23 protein-coding genes are annotated in these 23,685 nt (G+C 55.0%); 4 read left to right on the top strand and 19 right to left on the bottom strand.

Annotation, left to right across the window (positions count from 1 at the left end; translation table 11 throughout):
- The first annotated feature begins 5 nt into the window (after positions 1–5).
- Positions 6–506: a hypothetical protein gene (locus RE6C_RS26030; protein WP_039963480.1), complete on the top strand. Its 501-nt coding sequence runs from the start codon at positions 6–8 to the stop codon at positions 504–506.
- Between the two features lie 199 nt (positions 507–705).
- Here the strand turns inward: RE6C_RS26030 and RE6C_RS26025 are convergent, their stop codons facing one another.
- The 4 genes from RE6C_RS26025 to RE6C_RS26010 form a co-directional block, all read right to left on the bottom strand.
- On the bottom strand, positions 706–2,040 hold the full coding sequence (locus tag RE6C_RS26025; RefSeq protein WP_008661463.1) for a beta-ketoacyl-[acyl-carrier-protein] synthase family protein: 1,335 nt from the start codon (positions 2,038–2,040) through the stop codon (positions 706–708).
- Positions 2,041–2,259: 219 nt separating this feature from the next.
- Positions 2,260–3,597 (bottom strand): hypothetical protein, encoded by a 1,338-nt coding sequence (locus RE6C_RS26020; RefSeq protein ID WP_008661461.1) that lies wholly within the window; start codon positions 3,595–3,597, stop codon positions 2,260–2,262.
- 144 nt (positions 3,598–3,741) lie between these two features.
- The gene (locus RE6C_RS26015; protein WP_008661459.1) at positions 3,742–4,080 is read right to left on the bottom strand and encodes a hypothetical protein; all 339 of its coding nucleotides are present in this window, start codon (positions 4,078–4,080) and stop codon (positions 3,742–3,744) included.
- Positions 4,077–4,430: a 4a-hydroxytetrahydrobiopterin dehydratase gene (locus RE6C_RS26010; RefSeq protein WP_008661458.1), complete on the bottom strand. Its 354-nt coding sequence runs from the start codon at positions 4,428–4,430 to the stop codon at positions 4,077–4,079. Before RE6C_RS26010 ends, RE6C_RS26015 begins: the two co-directional genes overlap by 4 nt.
- An 89-nt stretch (positions 4,431–4,519) precedes the next feature.
- Here RE6C_RS26010 and RE6C_RS26005 point away from each other — a divergent pair, with 89 nt between their 5' ends.
- Both RE6C_RS26005 and RE6C_RS26000 read left to right on the top strand, forming a co-directional pair.
- Positions 4,520–5,209, top strand: coding sequence for an RNA polymerase sigma factor (locus RE6C_RS26005; RefSeq protein WP_008661457.1), 690 nt, complete (start codon positions 4,520–4,522; stop codon positions 5,207–5,209).
- A 96-nt stretch (positions 5,210–5,305) separates the two neighbouring features.
- Positions 5,306–6,232, top strand: a complete 927-nt coding sequence (locus tag RE6C_RS26000; protein ID WP_008661454.1) for a YihY/virulence factor BrkB family protein — start codon at positions 5,306–5,308, stop codon at positions 6,230–6,232.
- Positions 6,233–6,279: 47 nt separating this feature from the next.
- Here the strand turns inward: RE6C_RS26000 and RE6C_RS25995 are convergent, their stop codons facing one another.
- The 9 genes from RE6C_RS25995 to RE6C_RS25950 all read right to left on the bottom strand — a co-directional run bounded on the left by RE6C_RS25995 (position 6,280) and on the right by RE6C_RS25950 (position 17,662).
- Positions 6,280–7,464, bottom strand: a complete 1,185-nt coding sequence (locus tag RE6C_RS25995) for an App1 family protein phosphatidate phosphatase (RefSeq protein ID WP_008661452.1) — start codon at positions 7,462–7,464, stop codon at positions 6,280–6,282.
- 62 nt (positions 7,465–7,526) lie between these two features.
- Complete coding sequence (locus RE6C_RS25990; RefSeq protein ID WP_008661450.1) at positions 7,527–12,440, bottom strand: PAS domain S-box protein; 4,914 nt, start codon at positions 12,438–12,440, stop codon at positions 7,527–7,529.
- Positions 12,441–12,882: 442 nt separating this feature from the next.
- Entirely contained in the window at positions 12,883–13,332 is a 450-nt protein-coding gene (locus tag RE6C_RS25980) for a response regulator (RefSeq protein ID WP_008661447.1), read from the bottom strand.
- 174 nt (positions 13,333–13,506) lie between these two features.
- Positions 13,507–14,277: a CDP-alcohol phosphatidyltransferase family protein gene (locus RE6C_RS25975; RefSeq protein ID WP_008661446.1), complete on the bottom strand. Its 771-nt coding sequence runs from the start codon at positions 14,275–14,277 to the stop codon at positions 13,507–13,509.
- Between the two features lie 3 nt (positions 14,278–14,280).
- Complete coding sequence (locus RE6C_RS25970) at positions 14,281–15,432, bottom strand: endonuclease/exonuclease/phosphatase family protein (protein WP_008661445.1); 1,152 nt, start codon at positions 15,430–15,432, stop codon at positions 14,281–14,283.
- 80 nt (positions 15,433–15,512) lie between these two features.
- Positions 15,513–16,058, bottom strand: a complete 546-nt coding sequence (locus RE6C_RS25965) for a DUF421 domain-containing protein (RefSeq protein WP_008661444.1) — start codon at positions 16,056–16,058, stop codon at positions 15,513–15,515.
- Positions 16,059–16,180: 122 nt separating this feature from the next.
- Complete coding sequence (locus RE6C_RS25960) at positions 16,181–16,360, bottom strand: YqaE/Pmp3 family membrane protein (RefSeq protein WP_008661443.1); 180 nt, start codon at positions 16,358–16,360, stop codon at positions 16,181–16,183.
- An 83-nt stretch (positions 16,361–16,443) separates the two neighbouring features.
- Positions 16,444–16,707: a hypothetical protein gene (locus tag RE6C_RS25955; RefSeq protein ID WP_008661442.1), complete on the bottom strand. Its 264-nt coding sequence runs from the start codon at positions 16,705–16,707 to the stop codon at positions 16,444–16,446.
- A 730-nt stretch (positions 16,708–17,437) separates the two neighbouring features.
- Positions 17,438–17,662 carry a carbon storage regulator gene (locus tag RE6C_RS25950; RefSeq protein WP_008661439.1) on the bottom strand — a complete coding sequence of 75 codons (225 nt, stop codon included), beginning with the start codon at positions 17,660–17,662 and terminating at the stop codon, positions 17,438–17,440.
- 390 nt (positions 17,663–18,052) lie between these two features.
- On the opposite strand from RE6C_RS25950, the gene RE6C_RS25945 reads away from it, so the two are divergent.
- A complete protein-coding gene (locus RE6C_RS25945; RefSeq protein WP_236615721.1) occupies positions 18,053–18,226 on the top strand; it encodes a hypothetical protein in 174 nt (57 codons plus the stop codon).
- A gap of 197 nt (positions 18,227–18,423) precedes the next feature.
- Here the strand turns inward: RE6C_RS25945 and RE6C_RS25940 are convergent, their stop codons facing one another.
- The 6 genes from RE6C_RS25940 to RE6C_RS25915 form a co-directional block, all read right to left on the bottom strand.
- Positions 18,424–18,777, bottom strand: coding sequence for a hypothetical protein (locus tag RE6C_RS25940; RefSeq protein WP_008661436.1), 354 nt, complete (start codon positions 18,775–18,777; stop codon positions 18,424–18,426).
- Between the two features lie 149 nt (positions 18,778–18,926).
- Positions 18,927–20,390 (bottom strand): sigma-54-dependent transcriptional regulator, encoded by a 1,464-nt coding sequence (locus RE6C_RS25935; protein WP_008661434.1) that lies wholly within the window; start codon positions 20,388–20,390, stop codon positions 18,927–18,929.
- 169 nt (positions 20,391–20,559) lie between these two features.
- Positions 20,560–21,678, bottom strand: coding sequence for a glutamate--cysteine ligase 2 (locus tag RE6C_RS25930; RefSeq protein ID WP_008661432.1), 1,119 nt, complete (start codon positions 21,676–21,678; stop codon positions 20,560–20,562).
- 86 nt (positions 21,679–21,764) lie between these two features.
- Positions 21,765–22,970, bottom strand: coding sequence for an amidohydrolase (locus RE6C_RS25925; RefSeq protein ID WP_008661430.1), 1,206 nt, complete (start codon positions 22,968–22,970; stop codon positions 21,765–21,767).
- Positions 22,967–23,296: a DUF4235 domain-containing protein gene (locus tag RE6C_RS25920; protein ID WP_008661428.1), complete on the bottom strand. Its 330-nt coding sequence runs from the start codon at positions 23,294–23,296 to the stop codon at positions 22,967–22,969. Before RE6C_RS25920 ends, RE6C_RS25925 begins: the two co-directional genes overlap by 4 nt.
- Positions 23,297–23,412: 116 nt before the next feature.
- Positions 23,413–23,682, bottom strand: a complete 270-nt coding sequence (locus RE6C_RS25915) for a hypothetical protein (RefSeq protein ID WP_008661426.1) — start codon at positions 23,680–23,682, stop codon at positions 23,413–23,415.
- Between the last annotated feature and the right edge of the window lie 3 nt (positions 23,683–23,685).

The raw sequence follows: 23,685 nt of genomic DNA, 5'->3' as shown, positions 1-23,685 counted from the left end.
TAGAGATGAAGTTTGCATGGAGTTTGACGGCCCTGGCTTGTTTGTTTTCAGTGGGTTGCGGTGCGAAGCCTGCTGAAGATTCTGGAGCCGATCCCGACACGGTGGTGATGGAAGGAGCGCCACCGGACTCGCACGCCCATCCGGAACACGGGCCCAACGGCGGTGAATTGATTGAATTGGGCAAAGAAGCTTTCCATTTGGAAATGCTTCACGACGATCAGTCGGTGACGCTGAACGTCTTGGATGGAGCCGCATCAGAGACGGTGGCGATCGATGCAGCCGAGTTGTCGGTGAGCTTGAAACACGACGACGAAGTGAGGACGTTTGCTCTGCCCGCATCGAACCCAACGGACGGCAAAGCTTCGTCATTCACGATCTCCGATGCCGAGATGGCTGGATGGATGAAAGAAGGTGCCGAGGGAGCTGTGACATTGCAGATCGATGGCAAGTCCTACACCGGAAAGATTTCGCACGATCATGACCATGAGGGACACGATCACGATTGATCGCAAAACGCGGCAGGCGTTTGCAAAGTGAGTTTCTCGAAAACGGGTGCAACGCGTTTGCAATCGGTTCGAGAGATAGAAGCTTGAGTCGGTGGAGGGTGTTCCGAAACCGGCGAGGCTCCCGGTCCGCGATTCGACTAGCCCTCGAGCGACCGGGAGCCGCTCTTTTTTCAGTCGTCCAGTGCGAGCGACAACGTGCCTAGCGAGGTTTGGTGATCCAAACGGCCGTGGTTTGACCCTGCGGCGTGATGTTGAGATTGATGAAGTTATCACCGGCGGATTGGTCGCCCGACGTCACGGCCGCGATGGGGCAATTTTCGTCCAGTTGTTCCAGGTTACGGATCGGGAACAGTTCGTTGCCCAGGCTTTGTAGGCTGGCGATCATTTCGACCATGCCGCTGCCGGCACCGATGTTGCCGAGGTGACCCTTGGCGGTCGTGACAGGTGGTTGGCCGTCTGCAAATCCAAACACGTCGGCGATCGCGCCGGCTTCGCATGCATCCGTGTCTACGTCGGACAGTCCGTGAGCATGGATGTGACCGACGTTGATCTTTCCTTCGGCGGGAGCAAAGCCATTTTCACGACCGGCGTTGATCACGCCTCGCAGGACGTTGGCGAAACCCTTTCGCATGGGTTGTTCACCGGCGGCCGGGCCAACTGCACTGGAACTGCAGGCGACGATTTCACCATAGATCGTCGCGCCTCGTTTTTCGGCGTGTTCCAATGATTCAAACAAGAACGCGCCGGCTCCTTCGCCCACGACACTGCCATCACGGCTGGCGTCAAATGGACGCGACATGCGGCCGGGGTCTTCCGTGTCCGACGCCAATTTCTCTTGCATGGAAGCATGCAATGTTCGCAACGTGTGAACTCGCGAACCGGTGGAGCCAACGACCAATGCGTCGGCATGGCCACGGGAAATCGTTGAGACCGCTTCGGAGATCGCCGCACCGGCGGATGCTTCGCGAAGGGTGATGGAGTTGTTGGGGCCGCGAAGATCGTTGTAGATCGCGATGTGGGAAGCGGGCATGTTGGGCAAGTACTTCAGCAACCACAGCGGGTTGACTTTTGGAAGTCCCAGGTCGCCCCACTTGGTGAAGTCGAACTCGCCATCGGTTGTGCAGGCGGCAATTCCTTCGGCGTATTCTTCGGGAAGCGACATGATGTAGTCGCATCCGTAAACGACTCCCGTGCGATCGCGATCGAAGTCGTCCGAGTTGTGACCGCCGTTGTGCAGTGCTAACTGAGCCGCCGCGACTCCCATTTCGATTTCGCGGCACATGACTTTGCTGCCTTTGCGAATCGTACGTTGCAACGATTTTTCGAGCGGGCCGTAGTCGCTGATGTGGCCGGTGAACGCACTCGCTTCTGCGCCGTTGCTGATGGGCAGAACGTCGGTCGGGATTTGCGTGAACGGAGCGATGCCGCTTTTGCCTTCCCGCAATCCGCTGAGGAGTTCTTCGGGAGTGTTACCGAGCGGACTGATCACGCCGATGCCGGTGATCACGACGCGTTGGGCGGAGGTAGCTGGCATGAATGACAATCTGGATTGGTTCGTACCCGGTCAGATCAGACCGAATGGAATCGAAGCAGGAATGGAGGACTTTGCGGGCCGGCGAAGATAGCAAATCCGTCCGCGAAGCGGGAGCGGGACAGTGCACGTGAACGCCGGAACCCACTGCGGACCGGCGTAAACGCGGGTAAGAGTGGGCAAAACGTGAGCTGCGGCTTCAATCGAGAGCCGGTGGGCAAATCAATAGCGGCCGCGATTGGGGGCCGACACGCGAGATCCGATTTGTGGCACCAATGGGGTGGTGGTCAAGTTGTCAGAGGCACGGCCTCGGAATTCAACAAACATCAACGCGTCGGCTCGGCCAGCGGTGGTGCCGGTGATGGAACTGAGGTTGAACAGTGGCAAACTGGATTGTGGACGCTCGGGGCTGGCAACAACACCGCAGGAGAGCAGCAGCACCATGTCCGACGGCCAACGGAATCGTTCGTGCAAACGCCAGCTCACGAGCTGGGGCACTTCGATCTTGGTGCGGTGGACTTGGTTGTTCGGAAGCGGTAGGTCCAGTTCGACGGGCACAAATTTGTCGACTTGGTCGATGTTGGCGTTGATGACGCAATCGAGCGTGCGACCGTCGACGCTGAGAAGCGGGCTGACTTCGATCTGGAAGCCTTCTTGGATCTCACCGGTTTCGGGTTCGTAAGGAGGCCAGTTGGCCGGCGAAGGTTTGACATTGAGGACGTAGTTGCGACCGCGGGTGCTGGCGAGCTTTTCTGTTTGACCATTGTTGGTGATCAAGTCGACCGCTTGCACTTCGCGAACGTCGGTTCGTGAACGAAGCATGTTCATGACCAGGGCGGCGTTTTCCTTTGTCAGCAACCAAGCTTGCAGGCCGGGCGATTGAACGTTGACGTGCTGCATCAACATGTGAGCGTTGCTGCGCCAATTTGGATTGCCGACGGTCATCAACCGGAGGTTCATGACTTGGGGTTCTTTGTCTCCGGCAACGAAGCGTTCGACAATCCCGCCGATGACGTGGTGCATTTCGTTGGTGTGGTAGACCTTCAGTTCGTCTCGATCGGCACTCATGAACCCGAATGGTTCGGTGTGCCAGACGTCGGTTCCCGTTTCGCGAACGATCCAGTCGACGATGGCTTGGTGAGGACGGTCGTGTTTGGTCAAGTAGCCAGTGTAGGGGCTGATGTTGTAAACGCGATGCTCTTGGCCGGCTTCGCGAGGCAGTTGGCCTCCGTTGGAAAGCTGGCCGGTTGGAGCGGCGCCGCCAGCGGGCAAGGCATTTCGGTTTGCGGTGGTTTGCGGCGGTGTTTGCAGGCTGGGCGGCGTGTTTGCTGCGGTCGGGCCGGCGGCTCGTGGCGTGAAGCCTTGCGGAGCGGATTGTGTTTCAGCCGTGGACGGTCCTCGAGCGACCGAATTGGACGGCAGGGCGAATCCACCCTGGGCGTGCACATGATCGCTCGTTGCGGCGGTGCCGGCAGCGAAGAGGCAGGCGGATGCGAGTCCGCGAACGATTCGCGAGCGGAAAAAGAAAGGGAGACTTCCCGGAAGGTTTGCTTGAGCCATGGCGGGTCGCGTTTGAAAAGACGGGCATTGGTCGTTAGCAGTACGTTGGACCGCTTGCGAACACGCCTATACCGCATCGATGACTTTGGCAACAAGTCCGAAAGAATTGCGTCTTTTGCTTCAAGTGCCGTTTCCGCGAGCGAATTAGCCTTCGAAAACCGCGTCCTTGATGTTTCGCACGAGCGATTGACGGGTGAGCGAAATCGACTGAATCGAATCGATGTTGACTCCCAATTGCCGGCCGATTTTGACCGCCAAATCGACGTCTCGGACACCGTGATACTGGTTGACCACGCGACGGCCCGCGGGGTCAGGGACCGAAATGGTTTGGTCGCGAAATCGATAGCTGGTTTCAAAGGCATCGGCCAGCTCGTCGATCCATTCTTGAGGGACCCGCCGAAGTTGACAGTGGTCAACGCTCCAAAGATCGTCGCCATTGCATTCGTCCAGTAGCGCCAGGGCTCGGTCGTAGGAAACGCTCACGAGACAACCTGGTCGATGCGGGCAGCTATCACAAAATCGTTTTCGCTCAATCCACCGATCGCGTGCGTGGTCAGGACAATGCGGAGATGCCGGTAGCCGGTCAAGTGCAGATCGGGATGATGTTGCTCCACCTCTGCCAGTTCAGTGATCGCGTTGAGGTGCCGAACCGCGGTTTGGAAGTCGCCCGTGTTCAACTTGCGTGAAATTTGTTTGCCCTCCTCGTCGAGCGACCAATTGGGAAGCTCGCTCAAATACTGCTTCGCGGTTTCGGCGGCGATGCGATCGATACCGCCTTCGCAGGGAACGCAGTGGCGGCTGGACCAGTCCGTTGATGTTTTGGATTCATTCATGCATTGATTTTACAGCTGTGGGAATTGAATTCGTAGGTGAAAATCGAGGTTGATCGACGCATTTGCGATTTGCATGTAATCTGGTGCCCATGAATGCTTCCGTTCCCTCGCCGTCCGCCGCCAACGATCCTGATCGCGAAAATGAGATTCGTTTGATCGGTTCGATTCGCGAGGGCGATTCGCAGGCTTGGCAACAATTGATCGATCAATTCGAAGGTCGTTTGTTGGCATACGCTCGTCGGCGGATTGGTGATCTGGCAACGAGTGAAGACATCGTGCAAGAAACCTTCGTCGGTTTCCTCGTTTCGCTTCCGAATTACGATTCGCGACGAAAGCTCGAGAGCTATCTGTTCTCGATCTGCAGTTACAAGCTGACCGATCACTTGCGGCAGTGTGGGCGTCGTCCCGAATTGCCGTTGCTGGGACGCGGCAGTTCATCGGGCTCAGGTAGCGGCGACAAAGTCGAAGCCGATGGGATTCGGTTGCCAAGTTCAATCTGTCGCAGTGCAGAACGTCGAGAGTTGGAACAAGACTTGGTCGTCGAAGTCGTCCTCGAACAGATCGAGAATTGGCAATCGCGTGGCAACTTTGTGAAGTTGAAAGCGATCGAGCTGCTTTTTGTGATGGGCCGTGGCAATCGCGAGGTGGCCGAGCAGCTGAACCTGACTCAGCAGCAAGTCGCGAATTTGAAGAGCGATTTTCTGACTCGAATTTCGGCGGTCATCAAACGGCGTGAACTCGATCTGGACGTGTTCCCAGAACTCCGAGAAACCGACTGATTCGTCTGCCGAATCCGCTCGCGGGCCAATCGGCACATCGATTGCTGTTGAAAGACAACGACGTGGTCGTTTTCCTTTCAATCGAGTGGTGGAGTCGTGGGTTTTCTCAAGCAGACATTTTCGGAGTTCTCGAAGGATCGATGCAGCACGCTGGCGGCTGCGTTGGCGTATTACACCGCGTTCGCACTGCCCCCGCTGCTGTATTTGATGATGACCGTGCTGACATTCAGCTTGTCGGTGATGTACGACAGCGAGCAGGCCACCGAGAAGGCTCAGGGAATTTTGCAAACGCAGGCATCTCAGATGATCGGCAACCCTGCGGCGGTCGACCAAATCGAGACCATCATGGAGAACCACGAGCAAACCTCGGGGAAGTGGTGGAAAACGCTTCTGAGTTTCGCTGGGATTTTGGTTGGTGCGACGGGTGTGGTCTCCGCATTGCAAGCGGCACTGAATCAAGTTTGGGAGGTCAAGCCCGACCCTGAAACCAGCGGTATCAAAGACATGATTGCGAAACGATTCTTGTCTTTTGGGATGATCTTGGGACTTGGTTTTTTACTGCTGGTCTCTCTGGTCGTCTCTTCGATCTTGACCGCACTGGGTGATCAAGTGGGCAGTTGGATTGGAATGTCAGAAACGGTTGCTCACCTAGCCAACTTCGCCGTTCAGGCTTTGGTTGTCTTCGTCATCTTCGCGTCAATCTTCAAGTTCATGCCCGACGCGATTACCAAGTGGCGTGATGTGGCCGTTGGAGCCGCGGTCACGACGATTTTGTTTCTGGTCGGCCGCTACGCGATGCAGTTGTATTTCTCGATGAGTGAACCTGGAGCACAGCTCGGTGCGGCGGCCGCTTCGTTGGCCGTGCTGTTGGTGTGGGTCTACTACACCGCGATGATCGTTCTGCTCGGTGCGGAAGCGACGCAGGTCTATGCGGTTCGCTACGGCGATGGAATTCGCCCCGAACCCAAAGCCGTTCGCGTGGTCGAAGAAATCAAACGAGATACCAAAGCGACCACGGCGTAGTGAATCCAATCTGTTCGCGGGCTGAAACGCCAGGCGAACTCTGCTGACTAAATCAACCCGCTTTTACGATCATGGTCGCGGCGGGTTGCTTCTTCGATGGCTGGTAGAACGTCCTTCGACAACAGCCCGAGTCGCTCGGCGATCACGCTGACCTCGATGCTGTCCTTGACCAAATGCATTGGGACACCCGCCGCGGCGGTTTGTTTGGCGTAACGGCCAACCTTTTCGTCATGGTCACTCATCGTCTCTGGATCAATGTCCCGGATGAAGATCGCTGGGATACGCGGGCCAAATTCTTCCGCGGCCGTTGCGTACAGACGAGCGTCTTCTTGTCCCGAGTCGCCGACCAAGACGAACGGCAAATCGGGGAACGCGTTCATCAGTCTGCGAGTTTGTTCGAGCTTGCGATCGTGTCCTTGCTTGATGAATTTGTCGTCGTCAATTCCAAGATCGCGTAAGAACAGTGGGCCTTTTGCAATGGCGTTGAGTTCGAGGAAATCTTCCAGCAAGTCGTAGAGGTTCCACGGCGAAGAGGAAACGTAAAAGATCGGGTTAACGGGAGATCCAAAGCGTTTGCCATCGTGTTGCATCCATTCGTACAGCGATGCGACTCCTTCGAGCGGCGCCCTCGTTCTCGCATTGCCAAAGAAGGTCAGCTTCGCCATCGTGCCGATGTCGGTGGCTCCCGTTCGAAGGATCGTGTCGTCGACGTCGCTGACGACGGCATACTTCGCTTCGGATGAAACGTGCATGACGTCGCAAACGGAAAACGACTCCAAAGGTGAGACTCGATCGTCGTCCACGATTGCGAGTTGTGCCGGCATCCAGAACGCAAACTCGCTGTTGTCGGCAGTGCGTGGGATGTCGAGTTCGAAATACCCTTCGCTGTCGCTGACGGTTTGGCCAGTCACGCCAGCGAATGATCCCTCGATCGTGACTCCGGGAACCTCATCACTGGCGAAACGACGCCAAGTGTGCGTCAGGTTTTGCCACCAGCGATCGTTGTGGAAGTCTGGATCCAAAGGTGGGTTGCTGAGAACCCGTCCTCGAAGATGAATCGTGTCAGCCGTCGCGAATCCGGTGTAGGATTGAATTTGGGGAACGCCGCTGCGACCCCAACGCTTTCGGATTCGCCGGATCGCCATGTCGGCGACATCATCGGCGGAAGATGCGGTTCGAGTGAGCCAGCTACGCAGGTCCGCTTGGAAGGATTCCGGTTTCGGTTCAGACATGAATGCTTTGTTGTGATCGGGAACGTTGAAAACTCACATCCAAAGCAAATCTGAGGCCGTTCTCAGGCGTCCAGCAAACCTTTCGCGATTCGTAGCAAACGGTTGACCTTCAGCGGTTTGCTGAGGTATTCGTCAAAGCCTTCGCTGATCAAGCGGCGACGGGTGCCCTTCATCGCATCCGCCGTCAACGCAATCACTGGCAATTCGATCCCGCGCTCACGCAATTCTCTCACGGCCCCCAAACCATCCAGTTCGGGCATTTGCATGTCCATCAGACAAAGCTCGAACGGCTTGCCGTCTTTGGCCGCCGCCACGACCATGTCGACGGCTTGGCGTCCATTCTCAGCAACCTCCACTTCACAACCAGCTTTCTTCAAGAAGTGTTGGGCCACGAAGCGAACATCTCGCATGTCATCCGCGATCAGGACTCGAGCGTTGAGCTGGATGTTTTGATCGAGAGAGGTCTTGGAATTGTCGGTGTCTTTTTCCTCGGTCAATTCGATGGTCAGTTGGTCCATGTTGCCGACGGGATCGACTGGCAATCGGATCGTGAACTCACTGCCTTCGCCTTCGGTGCTGCTGACTTGGATCGTCCCGCCCAACGCATTGGTGAGGCGTTTGGTGATGCTGAGTCCGAGTCCGGTTCCGCCAAAGCGATTCGAAATGGTCGCGTCCGCTTGGACAAATGGCTCGAACAACGTTCGCAATTTCTCGTCTGCGATTCCGATTCCGTCGTCGATGACCTTTAAAAGTAGGAACGATTGGTCGTCGATCCTTTCGAATCGCACCACAACTTCGACTCGTCCCTTTGGCGTGAACTTAATCGCGTTGGCGATCAAATTGATTAAAATTTGACGCAGGCGAGCTGAGTCCGTCGTGATCGTTCTCGGCAGTGGTTCGCTGACGTCGAAATGAAGCGTGTTTTGATAGTCCTGGGTTCGCATTTTCATCGTTTCATAGATATCAGCCAGCAGTTCACCCAATGCGACGCTGCTGGTCGCGGTGGTGAATTTGTTCGCTTCGATGCGAGACAAGTCCAGGACGTCGCCGAGCAAACGAAGCAAGTAGTCTCCGTTGCGCTGGATCGTTGAGAGATATTCTTGGATCGTGCCTTCATCAGGATCTTCCTGCAAAATCTTTGTGAATCCGAGGATCGCTGACAGTGGCGTGCGAAGTTCGTGACTCATGTTGGCCAGGAAGTGACTCTTCGCTTCGTTGGCCGCATCAGCGGCAAGCTTTGCTTCCCGCAGTTCGTTTTCAACCTGCAGTCGCTCTTGAATATCGACGAAGGTCACCACAGCGCCGACAGTTTTGCCGTCTTCGTGAATTGGGTGGCACCAATATTCGACAGGGAAGCTTTCGCCGTCTTTGCGACAGAACCGTTCATCGTATCGATTGATCGCTTCCCCGTTTCGGACCGCGTGAAGAATCTGCAAGGACTCTTTCTTGAGAGGATGCCGATCGGGACCGCATGGTTGAGCAAGATCCACGAGCTCCTTTCCGACGATCTGACTTCCGTGTTCGTAGCCAAGCATTCGGGCCGCTTTTTCGTTACTGAAAGTGCACATGCCGTTGACGTCTAAACCAAACAATCCTTCGGCGGTGGAATCCAGCAATAGTCGAATGGTTCGTTCGTTTGTCTCTGTTCGCCGAGCGGCTTCGATGCGTTCCGTCACGTCGTTTTGAATGCCAACAAAGTGCGTCAGCGTGTTGTCTTCATCATGAACCGGGGTGATGTAAAGATCGTTCCAAAATGGCTCGCCATTCTTGCGATAGTTTTTGATCAATTCGCGAACTGACTCACCACGTTTGAGTGCACGTCGGATTCTGAGCACTGTTTCGTCGTCTGTATGTTCTCCCTGAAGGAATCGACAATTGCGACCGATGATCTCTTGCTCAGAGAACCCAGTCATCTCAATGAAACCATTGTTTGCAAACGTGATTGGATTGTCGTCCAGCGAACAGTCCGTGATCACGATTCCATTTGCTGCTGACTGGACTGCTTCACTGAGCAGCCGCATCTGCGATTCATGCGACTTGCGAAGTGAGATGTCACGGATCGACGCGAACAAAAATTGTTTGCCCTGCAAGAGCACTGGCGTCAAAGCCACCTCGACGGGGAATTCGGTTCCGTCAAGTCTCCGGAGCCAAGACTCAAACAGATTTCCGTCTTTCGCACGAGATGTGTCGAGCCGAACGTCGTACGATTTTGGGTCGGTTTCTGATTTGAATCGTGTGAGTGGTTGCCCCAGGAGTTCATTGTTCGAATAACCCAACTGCTCGCACATCTTGTGGTTGGCGTAGCTGATTTTTCCTTTCTCATCTAGCAAAACCAACGCGTCGATGTTCTGGTCCGCCATGGACTTGAACTTCAATACGTCACGTTCGGCTCGACGAAGGCTATTGACGTCCACGAACGCGATCACGACTCCGTTGATCTCGGAATTTCGCAGGTACGGTAGGGCACGGATCAAGTAAGACGAGTCTCTGCAAATGACCTCCCATTCCAATTCAACACGTTCGTCGCGAACCTGTCGAACGCGGTCGAGAAATTGGTCGTCTTGAATCGGATGAATGAAGGCCTCGAATGAGCTTCCTAAGTCATTGGGCGCGATCGATAGCAACCGCGAGATTTCTGGTGTGACCCGGCGAACTCGCAGATCATCATCCAAAAAGACGACGCCGACACGGGTGGTTGCCAACAGATTGACCATGTCGGCATTTGCTTCGTTCACCTCGTTTACGCGAACTTGAAGCTCGGCGTTGACCGAGTAGAGCTCTTCGTTGACGCTCTGCAGTTCCTCGTTGGTACTTTGCAACTCTTCATTGCTAGCCACCATTTCTTCGTTGGTCGCTTGCAACTCTTCATTGGAAGTTTCTAGCTCCTCAATGGTGGCCTGAAGGTTTTGCCGATTGAAGCTGAGTTCTTGCTCCAGGTCCTCGATTCGAGTGTGTGCGGCGGTGGAAAAATCCAGTGACGTGCCTTCGGATTGTTTGTCATCTTCGTTGGTTGTTGATGTTTCGCTCAGTGCGGTGCGTACTTCAGACGCTTGGAATTGAATCAGCACACAGGAAGATGCCAATTTCGGGACGTGATATGGTTCAACGATCAATTCCAAAATATGATTGGGGCCGTCGACGGGGGATGGAATGCCTTTGTAGTGGACTACGTTTTGTTGCTTCATCGCTTGCGTCACCGCGGCCGCGATCGATGCACGCAGTTCTTTGGGAACCATGTGCAGGACATTGTCTGACGGAGTCCCGCTGGGAACGGTCAGGTATCGATTGGCACCCGGGAACACATGAATGACGCGGTAGTCAGTGTCGACTACCAAGCTGGGAGGCATCTTGTTTGCCAACAAGATGTTGTAGATTTCCAGCAGGTTTTCACCGCGTCGTTGTGGTGGAGGCTCGACCATCGACGGCGTTTGGGCCAACACTGGTGACGGCGTCTGATTGGTCAAAGGCATTCGCAGCTCGATTGGCAGGCGAACATCCCGTCGTTTGCGAAAAATTTTCCATTGCGTGTTCAGTGCATCAAACTCGTCGCCGATATCCCCAACACTTTCGCTGGGGCCTAGGAACAAAATCCCATTGGCCTTCAAGGAAAAATGGAAAAGCGAAAGGGTTTTGCGTTGGGCAGGTGGTTGCAGGTAGATCAGCATGTTTCTGCACGACACCAGGTCCATTTGCGTAAACGGCGGATCATTGATCACGTTCTGCGCTGCAAACACGACGCTTCGGCGAAGTTCATCCTTGACCACATAGCCCGATTCTCGCTTTGTGAAGAAGCGTTCGCGGCGTTCTATCGAAACTTCGCTCATCTGAGCGTCTGAATAGGTTCCCGCCGCAGCGATTCGCAATGAACCACGGTGGGGATCTGTCGCGAACATTTTGAAATCGATTTCTCGATCAGATCGCTCAATGCCCTCTCGCAACAACATGGAAATCGTGTAGGCTTCCTCGCCCGTTGCGCAACCACAGACCCAAATGCGGATCGTGTCATCGGCTTTTTCGATCAATTCGGGAATGACGCGTTGTTCAAGAGCATCGAAAGCATCGCGGTCACGAAAAAACTTTGTCACGCCAATCAGCAGATCGCGATAGAGTTCGTTCACCTCATCGGCGTTCTCGTTGATGTGATCGACGTATTCGGTCAGGCTATCGAGATGCAACAAATCCATTCGTCGTTGGATTCGGCGATGCACGGTGCCCGATTTGTAGTGATTGAAGTTGATCCCATGATTTTTCTTGAGGAGTTGAAACACACGGTCCAAACCAGATCGCTTGATCTCCTCAATATGGATCGTCCGATCTGCCTCGGGGCTTTGCCCATCGAACAAGTACTGCTGCAAGGCCTCGCCCATTTTTGCGGGAGCCAATTCGAGGTCGACGTGCCCGGTGTTGCGAGCGTTGACCGGCATTGAATCGAACTTGCACGTCGAAGGGTCTTGAATGACCACCAGGCCTCCGTTGTTGCTGATCTCTACGATGCCGCGAGAGCCATCGCTGCCGGTGCCGGACAATATGATCCCGATCGATCGTTCTTGAAGGTCCTGAGCCAGTGACCGTAAGAACTGGTCGATAGGGTGGGTCAATATCTTTTCGCTGCCTCGATCAGTCAGCAACAACTTGCCATTGCTAATGACCATCTCTTTCTTGGCAGGAATCAGATAGATCGTGTCAGGTTGAACCTCGACACCATTGTCGACGACTTCGACCGGGATGTTCGTGACTCGCCGAAGCAATTCATCCATGTGGCTCTTGAAGTCCGGTGATAGATGCTGGACGACGACAAAAGTCATCCCAGTGGCGACCGGCATCTTTCCGAAAAGCTGTTCGAGTGCTTCGAGGCCACCGGCTGAAGCCCCGATGCCTACAACATGCTGGTGTGTTCCGCGTGGAGGCGAGGCAACAATTTCGCGCTTGGTATCCGTCCCAAACGAAACGTTCTGAAAAGCTTTGGTGTCAGCCATAGATGATGGTGTGAAAGAACTGGTTGCCGTCTACAGGCACCCTTCACTCATGGCGAGTTGTGCACCGGGCGAGAAGCCAACGAATTGGGTATCAACAATGAGCGAATCGCAGGATTGTCACTGCCCGGTCGATATGGACTGCAAAACGACCGGTCCGGACGAATATGGACCTCTGCAAAATAAGTGCCATTTCAGTTTACGAAAGCCGGCCTCGCTGTCAATCAAAGAGAGCAAACCCCGCAAATCAGGCAGGAATTTCAACGCGAGCTATCCTGGCGAATCCGAATAATCCAATTCGCGTGACGTAGGTTGCTTGACGCTCGGCTGCCCGATCATGCACCCAAGATCTATCCGCGAATGGAATTCGATCAATATGGCCATTCTCCAGCCAAGCGACTCTCAGTTGCGAGTCTCATGCAATGAGGTCGGCGAGGTCTCGAGATCAGAATTCGCGAAATTCGGACGCGATCCGGCGGAATCGTGCGGACACCGAATGCGACGCCGACACGTTCCCTTCTGGCGGTATCGCCGTGTTGCCTTGAGTTAGATAGTTCACGCAGGCAATCAGCTGCTCTTTCGAAACTGGCTTCTTTAGATAGGCGCTTCCACCGAGCGCTCCGACCATTCGCTGGATTTCTCCATCTTCCAAGCTACTAGAAACAACGACGGGGATCGCCGCGACATTCGGGTCGGCGTCGGATCGCACCGTTTGCAGCAAATGCAAGCCGCTGAGATGTGGCATGTCGATGTCAGCGATCAAGATGTCGGGCGATTGGCGGCGGAGTTCAGCAAGGGCAGTCGCACCGCAGGATGCATGCACAACTGAATACCCGAGTTCTCGCATCCATTGACCCAGTTGTTCTCGGATGACACGGACGTCGTCCGCGATCACGCACCTTCGAGAATGGTCAGGATCGTGGGGCGGTGTGGTTGGCATAAATACTCTTTGGGGTGGGGATAACCTCCGACAGCCGTTGCGAACAACGTGCCAAACCGACCCGTCGTCGAAGTTCAGGAAGCTTTAGCGGCCGCGACTGCGGGCGTTTCCAAGAAGTTAATGTGGCTATCACGCAGAAGTTTGCGTGACCTTTGGTTCTTCCGTCTCATCCGTCCGATTTCGAGACAATGCGTACGACGTCGCAGAGTACAAGATGGGATAGCCGAGCGAGACTAAAACCAGCCAAGCTGGAGGCCGGGGATACATTGGCAACATAGCGACAAGTAATATCGCCCAGATGCCCGCTCCAGCCAGCAACCAGGTTCGATGTTTTGCAGGTGCGAGGTTGGGATAGATCAACCAAATCGGCATGACGGTCAATCCGGCCAACAGCCATATCATCACCGCGACTGGCCACGGGCCCCACCAATGGTGCAGCAAGCCAGCATAGAACGCTGCAACGTTCCAGTACGATGGGAATCCGCGGAAGAACCCATTTTGCTCATCCTTGGCGTTCGAGTGTGCAAATCCGAATAGGCTGGCTCCCATGGCAATCGCGACCGTGAACCCAAGTCCATCTGGCAACCAATCCATTCGCCAAACCAACATCAGTGGGATGAACGCGAAAGTAAGGTAGTCCAACAAGTCATCGATCGTCCGTCCATCGATTGATTTGGCGAGAGTCTTCACTCTGAACCGGCGAGCAAGTGGCCCATCAATCGCGTCAATGAATGTGGTTAAGAGCAACCAAATAAACACGAGCCGCGGATCGCAGTCGGGCTGGATGATTTCATGCATCGCCAGAGAGGCGGGAAGGATCCCGGACGCGGTCAGCACATGCACGCCGTACGCGGCTGCTTTCTGTCCTGTCGTTCCCGGATGGTTGTTCGGTCCTTGCATCACTCAGCCGATCGCAGGCGTACGCGTTGACAATGGTGAGAACGACATGCTGATTTCCTCCGATTCAACGGCCCGCTGCAACTTTTCTTCCGCTTCTTCTTCGTCACTGGCCTTCTCTTCCAAAGGTTCTTGCTCCTGCTTCAGCACTGGTTGCAGTTGCAGATCGATCAAAATCGGAAAGTGATCGGATCCGACGTGACCTAAACGCTGCAGATCACGGACGCCAAAGTGCGTGGAGTGGAAAACATGGTCCAATGGAAAACGCATCCAAACGTGGTCGGCGTGGAATGAGTTGAAGAAACCACGGCCACGGCGGGGATCGAGTAGTTGGCTGAGTCGTAGAAATAATCGCGTGGAGGGAGACCAAGCAACATCGTTCAAGTCGCCACCGATCACGATGGGACGATCGTCTTCCGCCAATTCTTTTCCCCAGATGACCAATTCAGCATCTCGCGCCGTCGCATCGTTGTCGCGGATGGGTTCGGGCGGTCGTGGGTGAACTCCGATCACCCGAATTTCGTCGCCGCTGGGCAGTTCGACCATCGCATCGATCGACGGAATGTCGTCCTGAATTCGGAAGCGTATTTCGCTTTCGCGAATCGGCAGGCGCGATAGCATCGCCATGCCGTACCAATTGTCCTGTGGATAGATAATCTGATGCGGGAAGATCGACTTAAGCTTTTCCAATGTTGGTTTCCAACGATCATCGATTTCCGCTGCAATCACCATGTCGACGTCGGTGTCCCGGACCACTTTCGACCATTGTTCGAAACGATCGTTTTCCATTTCAACGTTGGTCACCAACAATCGAAAGCGGCGTTGGCTAGCGGATTCCTCGTCTTCTTGGACAACGTCCCACGTCGTCGCCTGAGTCTTGGAGAGAATTGTGTAGGGGATGATGCGGAACAAATGCCAACCGGCAATCGCAGTTGCCAGGATGGAAATGGAGATGCAGCTGATCGCGGGAGCTCGCGAATTGACCATGTTGACGGCAACAAATGCGATTGCCGCCACAATCGCGATCAAAACAATTTGGACACGCGGAAAATCCCATCCTCGAATGAACCAATGCGGATGAGAGCTCAGCGGTGCGAGAGAGCCGAAAACCAACACGCCGAACAGCAAATAGATCAGGACGTTGAATGCGGTCGACATCTTGTCACCTTTCGGGACTCAGGAAATTGGTGTGAGAACGCTGGTCAAAGCCTGACCAGGATCGATGATCCAATTCGAAATCAATTCGAGTTCAGTCGTTCTGCATCGTAGACGTTTTGAAGTATCCGCGGATCGACGGGCGTGTCTGTGGATGAGTGAAGGACGGAAATGTCACCGGTCGTTTCGAAGACAACCGCTAGGACTTGGTTGAAGTTGCACGCGTTGGCTTCTCTTAGTTTTCCCATTAAATCGTTTTCCGTTAGGTTGGCCCGACGGAGATTTTCATGAAGAATTGTTGAGCCGGCCATCAGCAAGACCGGTTGATTATCGATGCAATCGCTGAACTTGCTGGATCGGCGACGCAAGAAGGCGATCGTCCACTGGATCGTAAACAACGCAAGCAGCGAGAGTGCTCCCATGAACAGCGTCGGTGACGGCTGCGTGATGGTCGCACCGAGTATCGAACCGGTCGCGATTGTCATTGCGAAGTCGGGTGCGGACATCTTGGAGAAACTTCTCAGTCCGGTCACACGTGTGTACGCCAGCACCGCTCCATAGGCGAAGACTGCCGTGAGCAAAATGCCGGCGATCTCGGTTGACGAGATGTCAATCCACTTTTCAAACATCTGAGTCCATCCTGGTTGAGTGGCGTGGGTGCGGAGGGAAATAGAAAAGGGCGACTAAGTGATTCGTTACACCACCGGGTCGCCCAATTCGATTTTGTCATCTTCTACGTGAAGGTGTCGGCCTACAGCACGACCAACAACGCGTGGATGATTCCGATGATCCAGAAACCAACCAGTGTCAGCACGATGTTCAGCAGGAACTGAGTTCCAACCCCCTTGTCCATGTAAACGGCAAGTGGCGGGAGCAGGATCGCGAGAATCACCTTCAGCACGGTGTTTTCATTCTTTACAGCAGTCGTCATGTCAATCTCCTTGAATGGGGATAGAGTTCGTTAGCACAGGACCTTCCGCATGCTTGGTAAGCCGCGGATGGTCAATGCGTTGATCACTCGTCCGCGGGAAGGTCGATGTCAACGTCAGGCGTGGTGATGGTCTTTTCTTCCATGTCCACGTCCACGTCGGGAACCTTGACCTTGCTTTCCTCGGTCGTCACGTCGACTTCGGGGCCGTCCACGTCGTAGCCAGGCAGTTGACCACCGTCGACGTCCACGTCGGGCATCTCGCCCTCACGTGTTTTCTCAACATCACAACCAACAGTTGCAAAGCCCAGCGAAAGCGAAAGCAGCGTCATCAAAAATGTCTTGTTCATTTGGTTCTCAATTTGAATTGGATCGAGGAAGCGGCTTGTCGCCCGATCGAGTTAAGTGTTTCGCGTCATTGCCGCGGATGAACAAGAAAGGCAAACGGTGTGCCAAGGTTCGATAACGCCACGTTTTCACGAGCAGGCTGGCATCGCATGACACTGGTGGTTTTCTATTTCATGCTTGAGAAACACTGACTGCATGTGTCAAGCAACGTCACGAACGCTGGACAGCAAACAAGGAGCTTCATTTCAGAATTGAGAAGGCTGGTGCTCAGATAGGGTCTGCTGAGCGGCATCACCGAGGATGCTTTTGACTCACGACCGTTCAGCTTGTAGCAAACTCAAGCAATGTTCTTTCGCGGTTTACATCGGAAGGCCACGAGATTTGTGGGGAGCAACCGGCGAGAGGAGCGGATGACCGGCATCGATACATCTTGGAAGGATTTGAAGCGATGTTCACCGCGCGTGCGGTCTTCCTGCAACGTCAGGGATTGCCAACAGCCAGAGTGGCGGGCAATGCAAGGAGATTTCTTGCCTGGCGAAGCTGATGCAGGGCGGGCTAAGTCGCAACCGTGCGGATGGTAAGCGAAGCCGGCGATTCTGTTTCTCAAAACTTGCAACGATGGATCAATGCACCGTTTGCGCAACTCGTCCAAAGATGGAACAAGGTCGCTTTCGAGCTAGGGCGTCGATACCCTGGTGAAAGCATATTCAAGATTGTCGCAGCTCAGCGGGCTCACGCGTGATGCGCGGCAACATGAACTGAGGCAGCGGCGGTTCCGCCTTGTTGAGCGGATCGCGTTGCGACTGGTTCGCTGGCAAGCTCTCCTCGCTGAATCGAAACTTCACGGGGAGCGTCAATCGCAATCGAGACTCGGTTGCCGCTGATCTTCGACACAGTGATGACCACATTGTCGCCAATGACCAGTTGTTCGCCAGCTTTTCGACTCAATACCAACATCGTTTTCTTCCATGCAACGAGGGAGTGTTTGTTCGCTCGGGACAGTAAGCAAACGACATGCCGCAAATTCGCGATTTCGATTCAAGTTGAGCTGGGTTTGCGTCCGACGGGCAGATTCTCCAGTGTTTTAGACCTGAGTTTTTGTTGGGGAGTGCGTTTTGGAAATCTAGCAGATGGTTCCTGATCAACCATCCGACGCCCGCCTTGTGGGAATTGCTCGATCATCGGCCGTTGAATCACGGCATGAAATGACCGCATGGCTGACGCGTGGCGGTCCCCGATTTCACCGCGGAGCAAGATTTGTAGCGCCGAATGGCACGGTCGTTGCGTCTGTTGTTTGTTCAATGTCCCGGCGGTTTGCGGGGACGCACTCGAACGAAGGATTTGATCATGGCCAACGACACTGGCATCATTGAAGAAACAAAAAAAGCTGTGACCGATAACGAGCGTCCGCTCGGCGAACAAGCTCCCGGAACACCATTCATCTTCGTCGCACTGAGCTACCTCGCGGTGCTCGCCGTCGTCTCCGGCGTCGTGGCGTTGATCATGTGGTCAGCCAACTAGGCGAATGGTTTGCCGCGATGCGTGCGGCGTCCACGGTCCGTGAGACTGAGACGCCACCGCATCCAATCGGCCTCAATCTAGGTGCGACTCGATCTTGGCCGAGTTGCCACGCAACGGGAAAAGCTCCGTTGCAGTGCGGAGAGCGACCGCCTCGCTATCAAGGCTGTCTTAGCAAAAATTGCCTGGTCGCTAGCCGGTCATTTTCCGGTTCCGGCGAGTTCTTCAATCTCGCCTAGCAGCTGCTCTAACTTCGGCGATACCGAGGCATGGGCGAGCTGCGTGGCGTTGCCATCGTCTTTTCGTGCGGCATCAATCATCGGCTGCAGTTCATCGACGGGTGGGCCGCTTTCAAACGTGCTCAGCAGCCCCTTGAGTGCGTGTCCGACTCGAGCGGCTTCACTCAGTTCAAGGCTCTCGACGTGCGTGTGCACTTGCTTCAGCATCGGAGGTCCATCTTCGGCTGCAATGCTAGCGAGCATCACGAGCATGTCTTCGTCACCGGCAACTCGCTGAAGAGCCGCGGCGAAGCGTTGGCGTTGGGCTTCGGTCATGGGAAAGTGGGTGGGGATAGTCGATCGAGCGAATGCCGATCTCTGGAAGGAAGGTGTGGGAAGTTCGTTTGTATCGCGATTCAACGAACTCTTTCGCGAACTAGCAACGCTGGGCGACGCCTTCAAAGCGGCGTCGCGCGATTGCCAAATCAAGACTCAACTGCAACGTCGCTTTTCAGCACAATGTTGTAGGAGTTGATTCGATCGCGAAGTTTTCCGCGGGTAATTCCGAGAATCTCAGCTGCTTGGCTTTGGTTTCCGTCGGTGGCTTGAAGCACCTGCAGGATCACAAAGCGTTCCATGTACTCCATTGATTCGCCATATACATTGGTCGACTTCTCTTTCAGCAGACGCTGGACCAATTGTGGCAGTTGACTGCCTGGAGCTTCATTTTCGAGCTTGTCGGTTTTGTCGGATTCCGATTTGCCTCCGCTGTGTCGCGAACCAGCAATTGCATCGGGCAACGTGTCGGGAGTGATGACGGGCATCACCGTGTCCAAAACGCATCGACGAATGACAGCTCTCAATTGTCGAACGTTTCCGGGCCAATCGTAAACCGTCAGCAAATCGACGGCTTCCGGTGACAAGCCTTCCAGATCTGGTTTGTTGAACTCGACTTTTGCCTGTGCGAGGAAGAACCGAATCAACGCGGGCACGTCGCTCAATCGATCGCGAAGAGGCGGCAACTCGATGGTGACACCATTGAGTCGATACAGCAGATCTTCGCGATAATCGCCGTCTTCCACCATTTGTTCGAGTGGTCGGTTGGTCGCGGCGATGATTCGCACGTTCGTTGTTAGTTCTTTGTTGCCACCGACACGCTCGAAGCGTTGTTCCTGCAGAACGCGAAGAACTTTTGCTTGGACGGTGGGGGCCATGTCTCCGATTTCGTCCAAGAACAGCGTGCCGCCATTGCATTGTTCGAACTTACCGATCCGGCGTGACTCAGCTCCGGTGAAGGCACCCTTCTCGTGACCAAACAATTCGCTTTCGAGCAAGTTATCTGGTAGAGCGGCACAGTTCACCGCCAAGAACGTCTCATCGCGTCGATGGCTGTATTGGAAAAGAGCTCGTGCGACGAGCTCCTTGCCCGTCCCACTTTCGCCACGAACCAGGATCGGCACGTCTTGCTTGGCAACCTTCCCGACTGCTTTGAAAACATCCAGCATGACTGGTGATCGACCGATGAACAGCTCAGCCGATTGATCGCCACCTTCGTCGTCAGCTGAGATAGCAACTGGAACGCTGCTGATCTGTCGCTGCTCGATCGCTTTCTCAACGAGGTCGCGAAGTGACTCGACGTTCAATGGTTTCGCGATGTAGTCGAAGGCTCCCAACTGCATCGCTTCGATCGCGGTGTTGCTGGCCGCTTCGACAGTCATGAAGATCACTGGAATGCGACGATCATGCTCGCGAATTTCGCAATAGACGGCCAATCCGTTTTGATCGGGAAGCTGAATGTCCAGAAGCACCGCATCGAATTCGCCTTCGCGAAGCAGTCCTAAACCGTCTGCGGCATTCGCGGCGACCGACACGTCGGCAATGGGAGCCAGCGCCTTCTCAGCGAGAGCTAAGATGGTGCGATCGTCGTCAATGACGAGTAGGTTGGGCATGGATTTGGACCACTTTGAGCGAGGTGCGGATTGGGCCCCCGTCTCATTGTGAGGGGCTTGGAGAGCGGTGCCTGCTGCCATAGGAGATCACCCAGTGTGAAAGATTATCGTTTGAAGAATCGTTTGTCGATCAGTTTGGTTGATGGCCGAGCAATTTTCGGGCCAACGATTAAGCGAGGATGGCGGATGGGACGGTTTCGGAGACTACGCTAGCGACCACACTGCTCAATTCTCCGCCTCGCCTCTGACGATCAGCACCCGTTCCCGATTTGATCAACTCGTTTGCGAATGCTTCGACCGGACGGGCCTCGCCGGTCGCTTTGAGTGCAGGATCGAGTGCGGTCATCAGGCGATTGAGTAGTTCCGACGCGGGAACCATCTCGCAAGATTCAGGGTCAACGAGCTGATCGTTCATCCCATAGCGGGCCGCGTGCCAGATCGCGTAGGACAAAACGGAGGGGCGAATCGGGGCGATCGGTTTGCCCAGTTCCTCTTCGGAGACCGCAAGCATCACGATTGCGCGGATCATTCCGACGTAACCCACCGTTTCCTCAACCCGAGTCATCACGTCGGCGGCTCGAAACTCGATCGTGGGAACACGAGTGGGCAGGCGAATGTCCCAATACAGAAAACTCTCGTCTTTGATCGCTCCGCAAGCAACCAAGTCATCCACGCAGCTTTGATAATCGGCCAACGAATCAAAGTGGGCTGGTGGGCCCGCCATTGGCCACTGTGCCCAAAGCTCGCGTCGATAACTCGCATAGCCAGTGTCGACGCCATCCCAGAAAGGTGAATTCGCAGTGATCGCTTGCAAAATGGGAAGCCAACGACGGCAACGATTCATGACTTGGATGCCGAGTTCGCGGTCTTCCATCGCAACGTGAACGTGACAGCCGAAGATGAACAGATCTCGAGCAATTTGCTGGTACCGATCCGTCATCGCTTGATAGCGATCCTTCGGAGTCAACGCTTCGTCCGCAGGGATCGGCAACGGGTTTGTGCCAGCGGACGCCAGCTCCGATTCATTCGAGCGAGCCGCGTCAATCAGCATTCGTCGAGTTTGTGTGAGAGCGTCACGGACTTCTTCCAGTGAGCTGCAAACGTCCGACGCCATTTCGATTTGATTCAAATGCAATTCGTGTTGGATCTCTGAGTGGGCTTCCTCGGAGCCACCGTTGCGACGAATCGTTCTCATGACCTCTTTGCAGTTCGGTATCAACGCTCCACTTTGTGGATCAACAAGCTGATACTCTTCTTCAACACCGACGGTGGGGACTTTGAAAGACACGGTTGTTCTCCGATCAATGTAGGATCCGCCGATTGGAAACCAGACCGGACAGAAACGAAGTGGATGAGACGAAAGAGATGAGCGTTCTAGGCGGAAACCACACTGGGATCATCGAGGATCGCTGCCAACGCCAGAACGCTGGCGCCGATTGGCAATGCGGATTCATCGATGTCGAATTTGGGTGTGTGGAGCGGTTCGCTGCCGACGTCGATTCCGGCAACACCTAGCCGGAACATTGCCGCGGGAACTTGCTGGGCCATGAATGAAAAGTCTTCGGCGCCCATGCTTGGCTGTGCGATGTCGCGGACGTTGGCCTCACCAAGAATTTCGATGCCAGCATTGCGAAGCCGTCGCGCGATTGCCGCGTCGTTGATCACGGGAGGCGTGTGTTGCCCAAATTCCAAATCGATGCGGCAAGAATGAATGGATGCGATTGATCGTGAGATCTCGGCCATCATCTCCTTGGCTTTCTCGGCACTCTCAGAGGACAGTGTTCGCAGCGTTCCGCTGATCGAAGCCGATGAAGGCACCACGTTGGGCGCGTTGCCGGTGTGAAGGCTGCCAACGTTAATGACGACTGCGTCGCGAGCATCAATTGCACGCGGGACTCGTCGATAAATATCGACCACCCACTGCGCCGCGGCACCGACGAGATCGCCGGTGAGATGCGGACGTGCGCCGTGGCCACCTTGGCCGGACATTTCGACAGTGAATAGATCGCAACCCGCGGTAAAGGCTCCTTCGCGAACTCCGATCGTGCCAACGGGGCGAGTTGGGTCCACGTGCAATGCGATTGCTGAATGGACACCTTGCAACGCACCGGATCGAATCATGTGTAGGCCACCGCGGCTCGTTTCTTCTGCCGGCTGGAAGATGATTCGGCTGTTGACCGCCATGCCTTCGCTGGCCAGTTCGGTCAGGATTGCAGCGGCGCCATAGGCCATCGCAGCATGCGCGTCGTGACCACATGCGTGCATGACTTGGTCTGTGCCACTCGCGTACGGGTGTTGGACCATCGTCTGAATCGGCAACGCATCGATGTCCGCACGGATTGCGGTTCGTCCGAGTTCTCTGGGTTCGCCGATGTCGACGAACAAGCCTCGGTTGTCTTCCGCGAGGGTTGGCTTGAGTCCGAGGTCGGAAATGATCTCTGCCAGGAACTCGGTCGTTCGATACTCGTAACCGGAGAGCTCAGGATAGCGGTGGATGTAGCGGCGAACTTCTCGGATTTTGATCGCGTGTTTCCGCGACAAGGTCTCGAGCCGATCGTGCACGTCTTCCGTCGTCATCATGATACCGACCGCATTGACCGATACGCCGATGACGATGCACGACGAGATGCGATGCGTGCGGCACCCACAATCGCACCGGAAACAGCGCCCCAAAGCAACGCTTCACGCCACTCGACTTCGTGCGAAGTTGGGTTCTTGGGCGGATCGCGTTTCAAGGCTGCTTTCCAACCAAGTTGCAAACCTTGGCGAACCATGAACGTGCATCCGATCGCGGCGGCAAATGCGATCATGTTCTCGGCTTGTCCGATACCTGCGTTGCGACCATCCGCTTCATCGTCGAAGAGGTTCGCGGCGCGGTCTTTGATCTGTTCAAGTTGTTCTTGCATCGAAGTAATTCCCTAAAAAAAGAGCAACCGTTTCGGATTGCTCTGGCGAGTGTTGTGTCACGCGATCGCGAAGGAACGCGTTGATGAAACGTTGCTATGAGCGTTCGCGTTGGTGACTACGGTTTGAGTTTCCAACCGACCATGACGCCCAATCCGAATGCCCAGCATGCGGCGACATCGGGATGGTCCTTGGCGTATTCCTTGGCCAAGCCAAAGAGGTCCTGGGCTGGTTCTTTGACGTAGTGCTGAGCGGCGTCTTTGCCGAACTCGACTGCACCAGCGGTGGCTCGGTCGGCAACCACGCGAGCCTGGTCGGACATGCCATTCATGTCCGAAGGATTCGACGTGGTGCCGGGTTGACTGTGTTGAGTGGATGCTTCGTTCATGAC

Source organism: Rhodopirellula europaea 6C (assembly GCF_000338295.1).
In the GTDB taxonomy this organism is placed as follows: domain Bacteria; phylum Planctomycetota; class Planctomycetia; order Pirellulales; family Pirellulaceae; genus Rhodopirellula; species Rhodopirellula europaea.
This window is presented reverse-complemented; position numbering and strand designations above follow the sequence as displayed.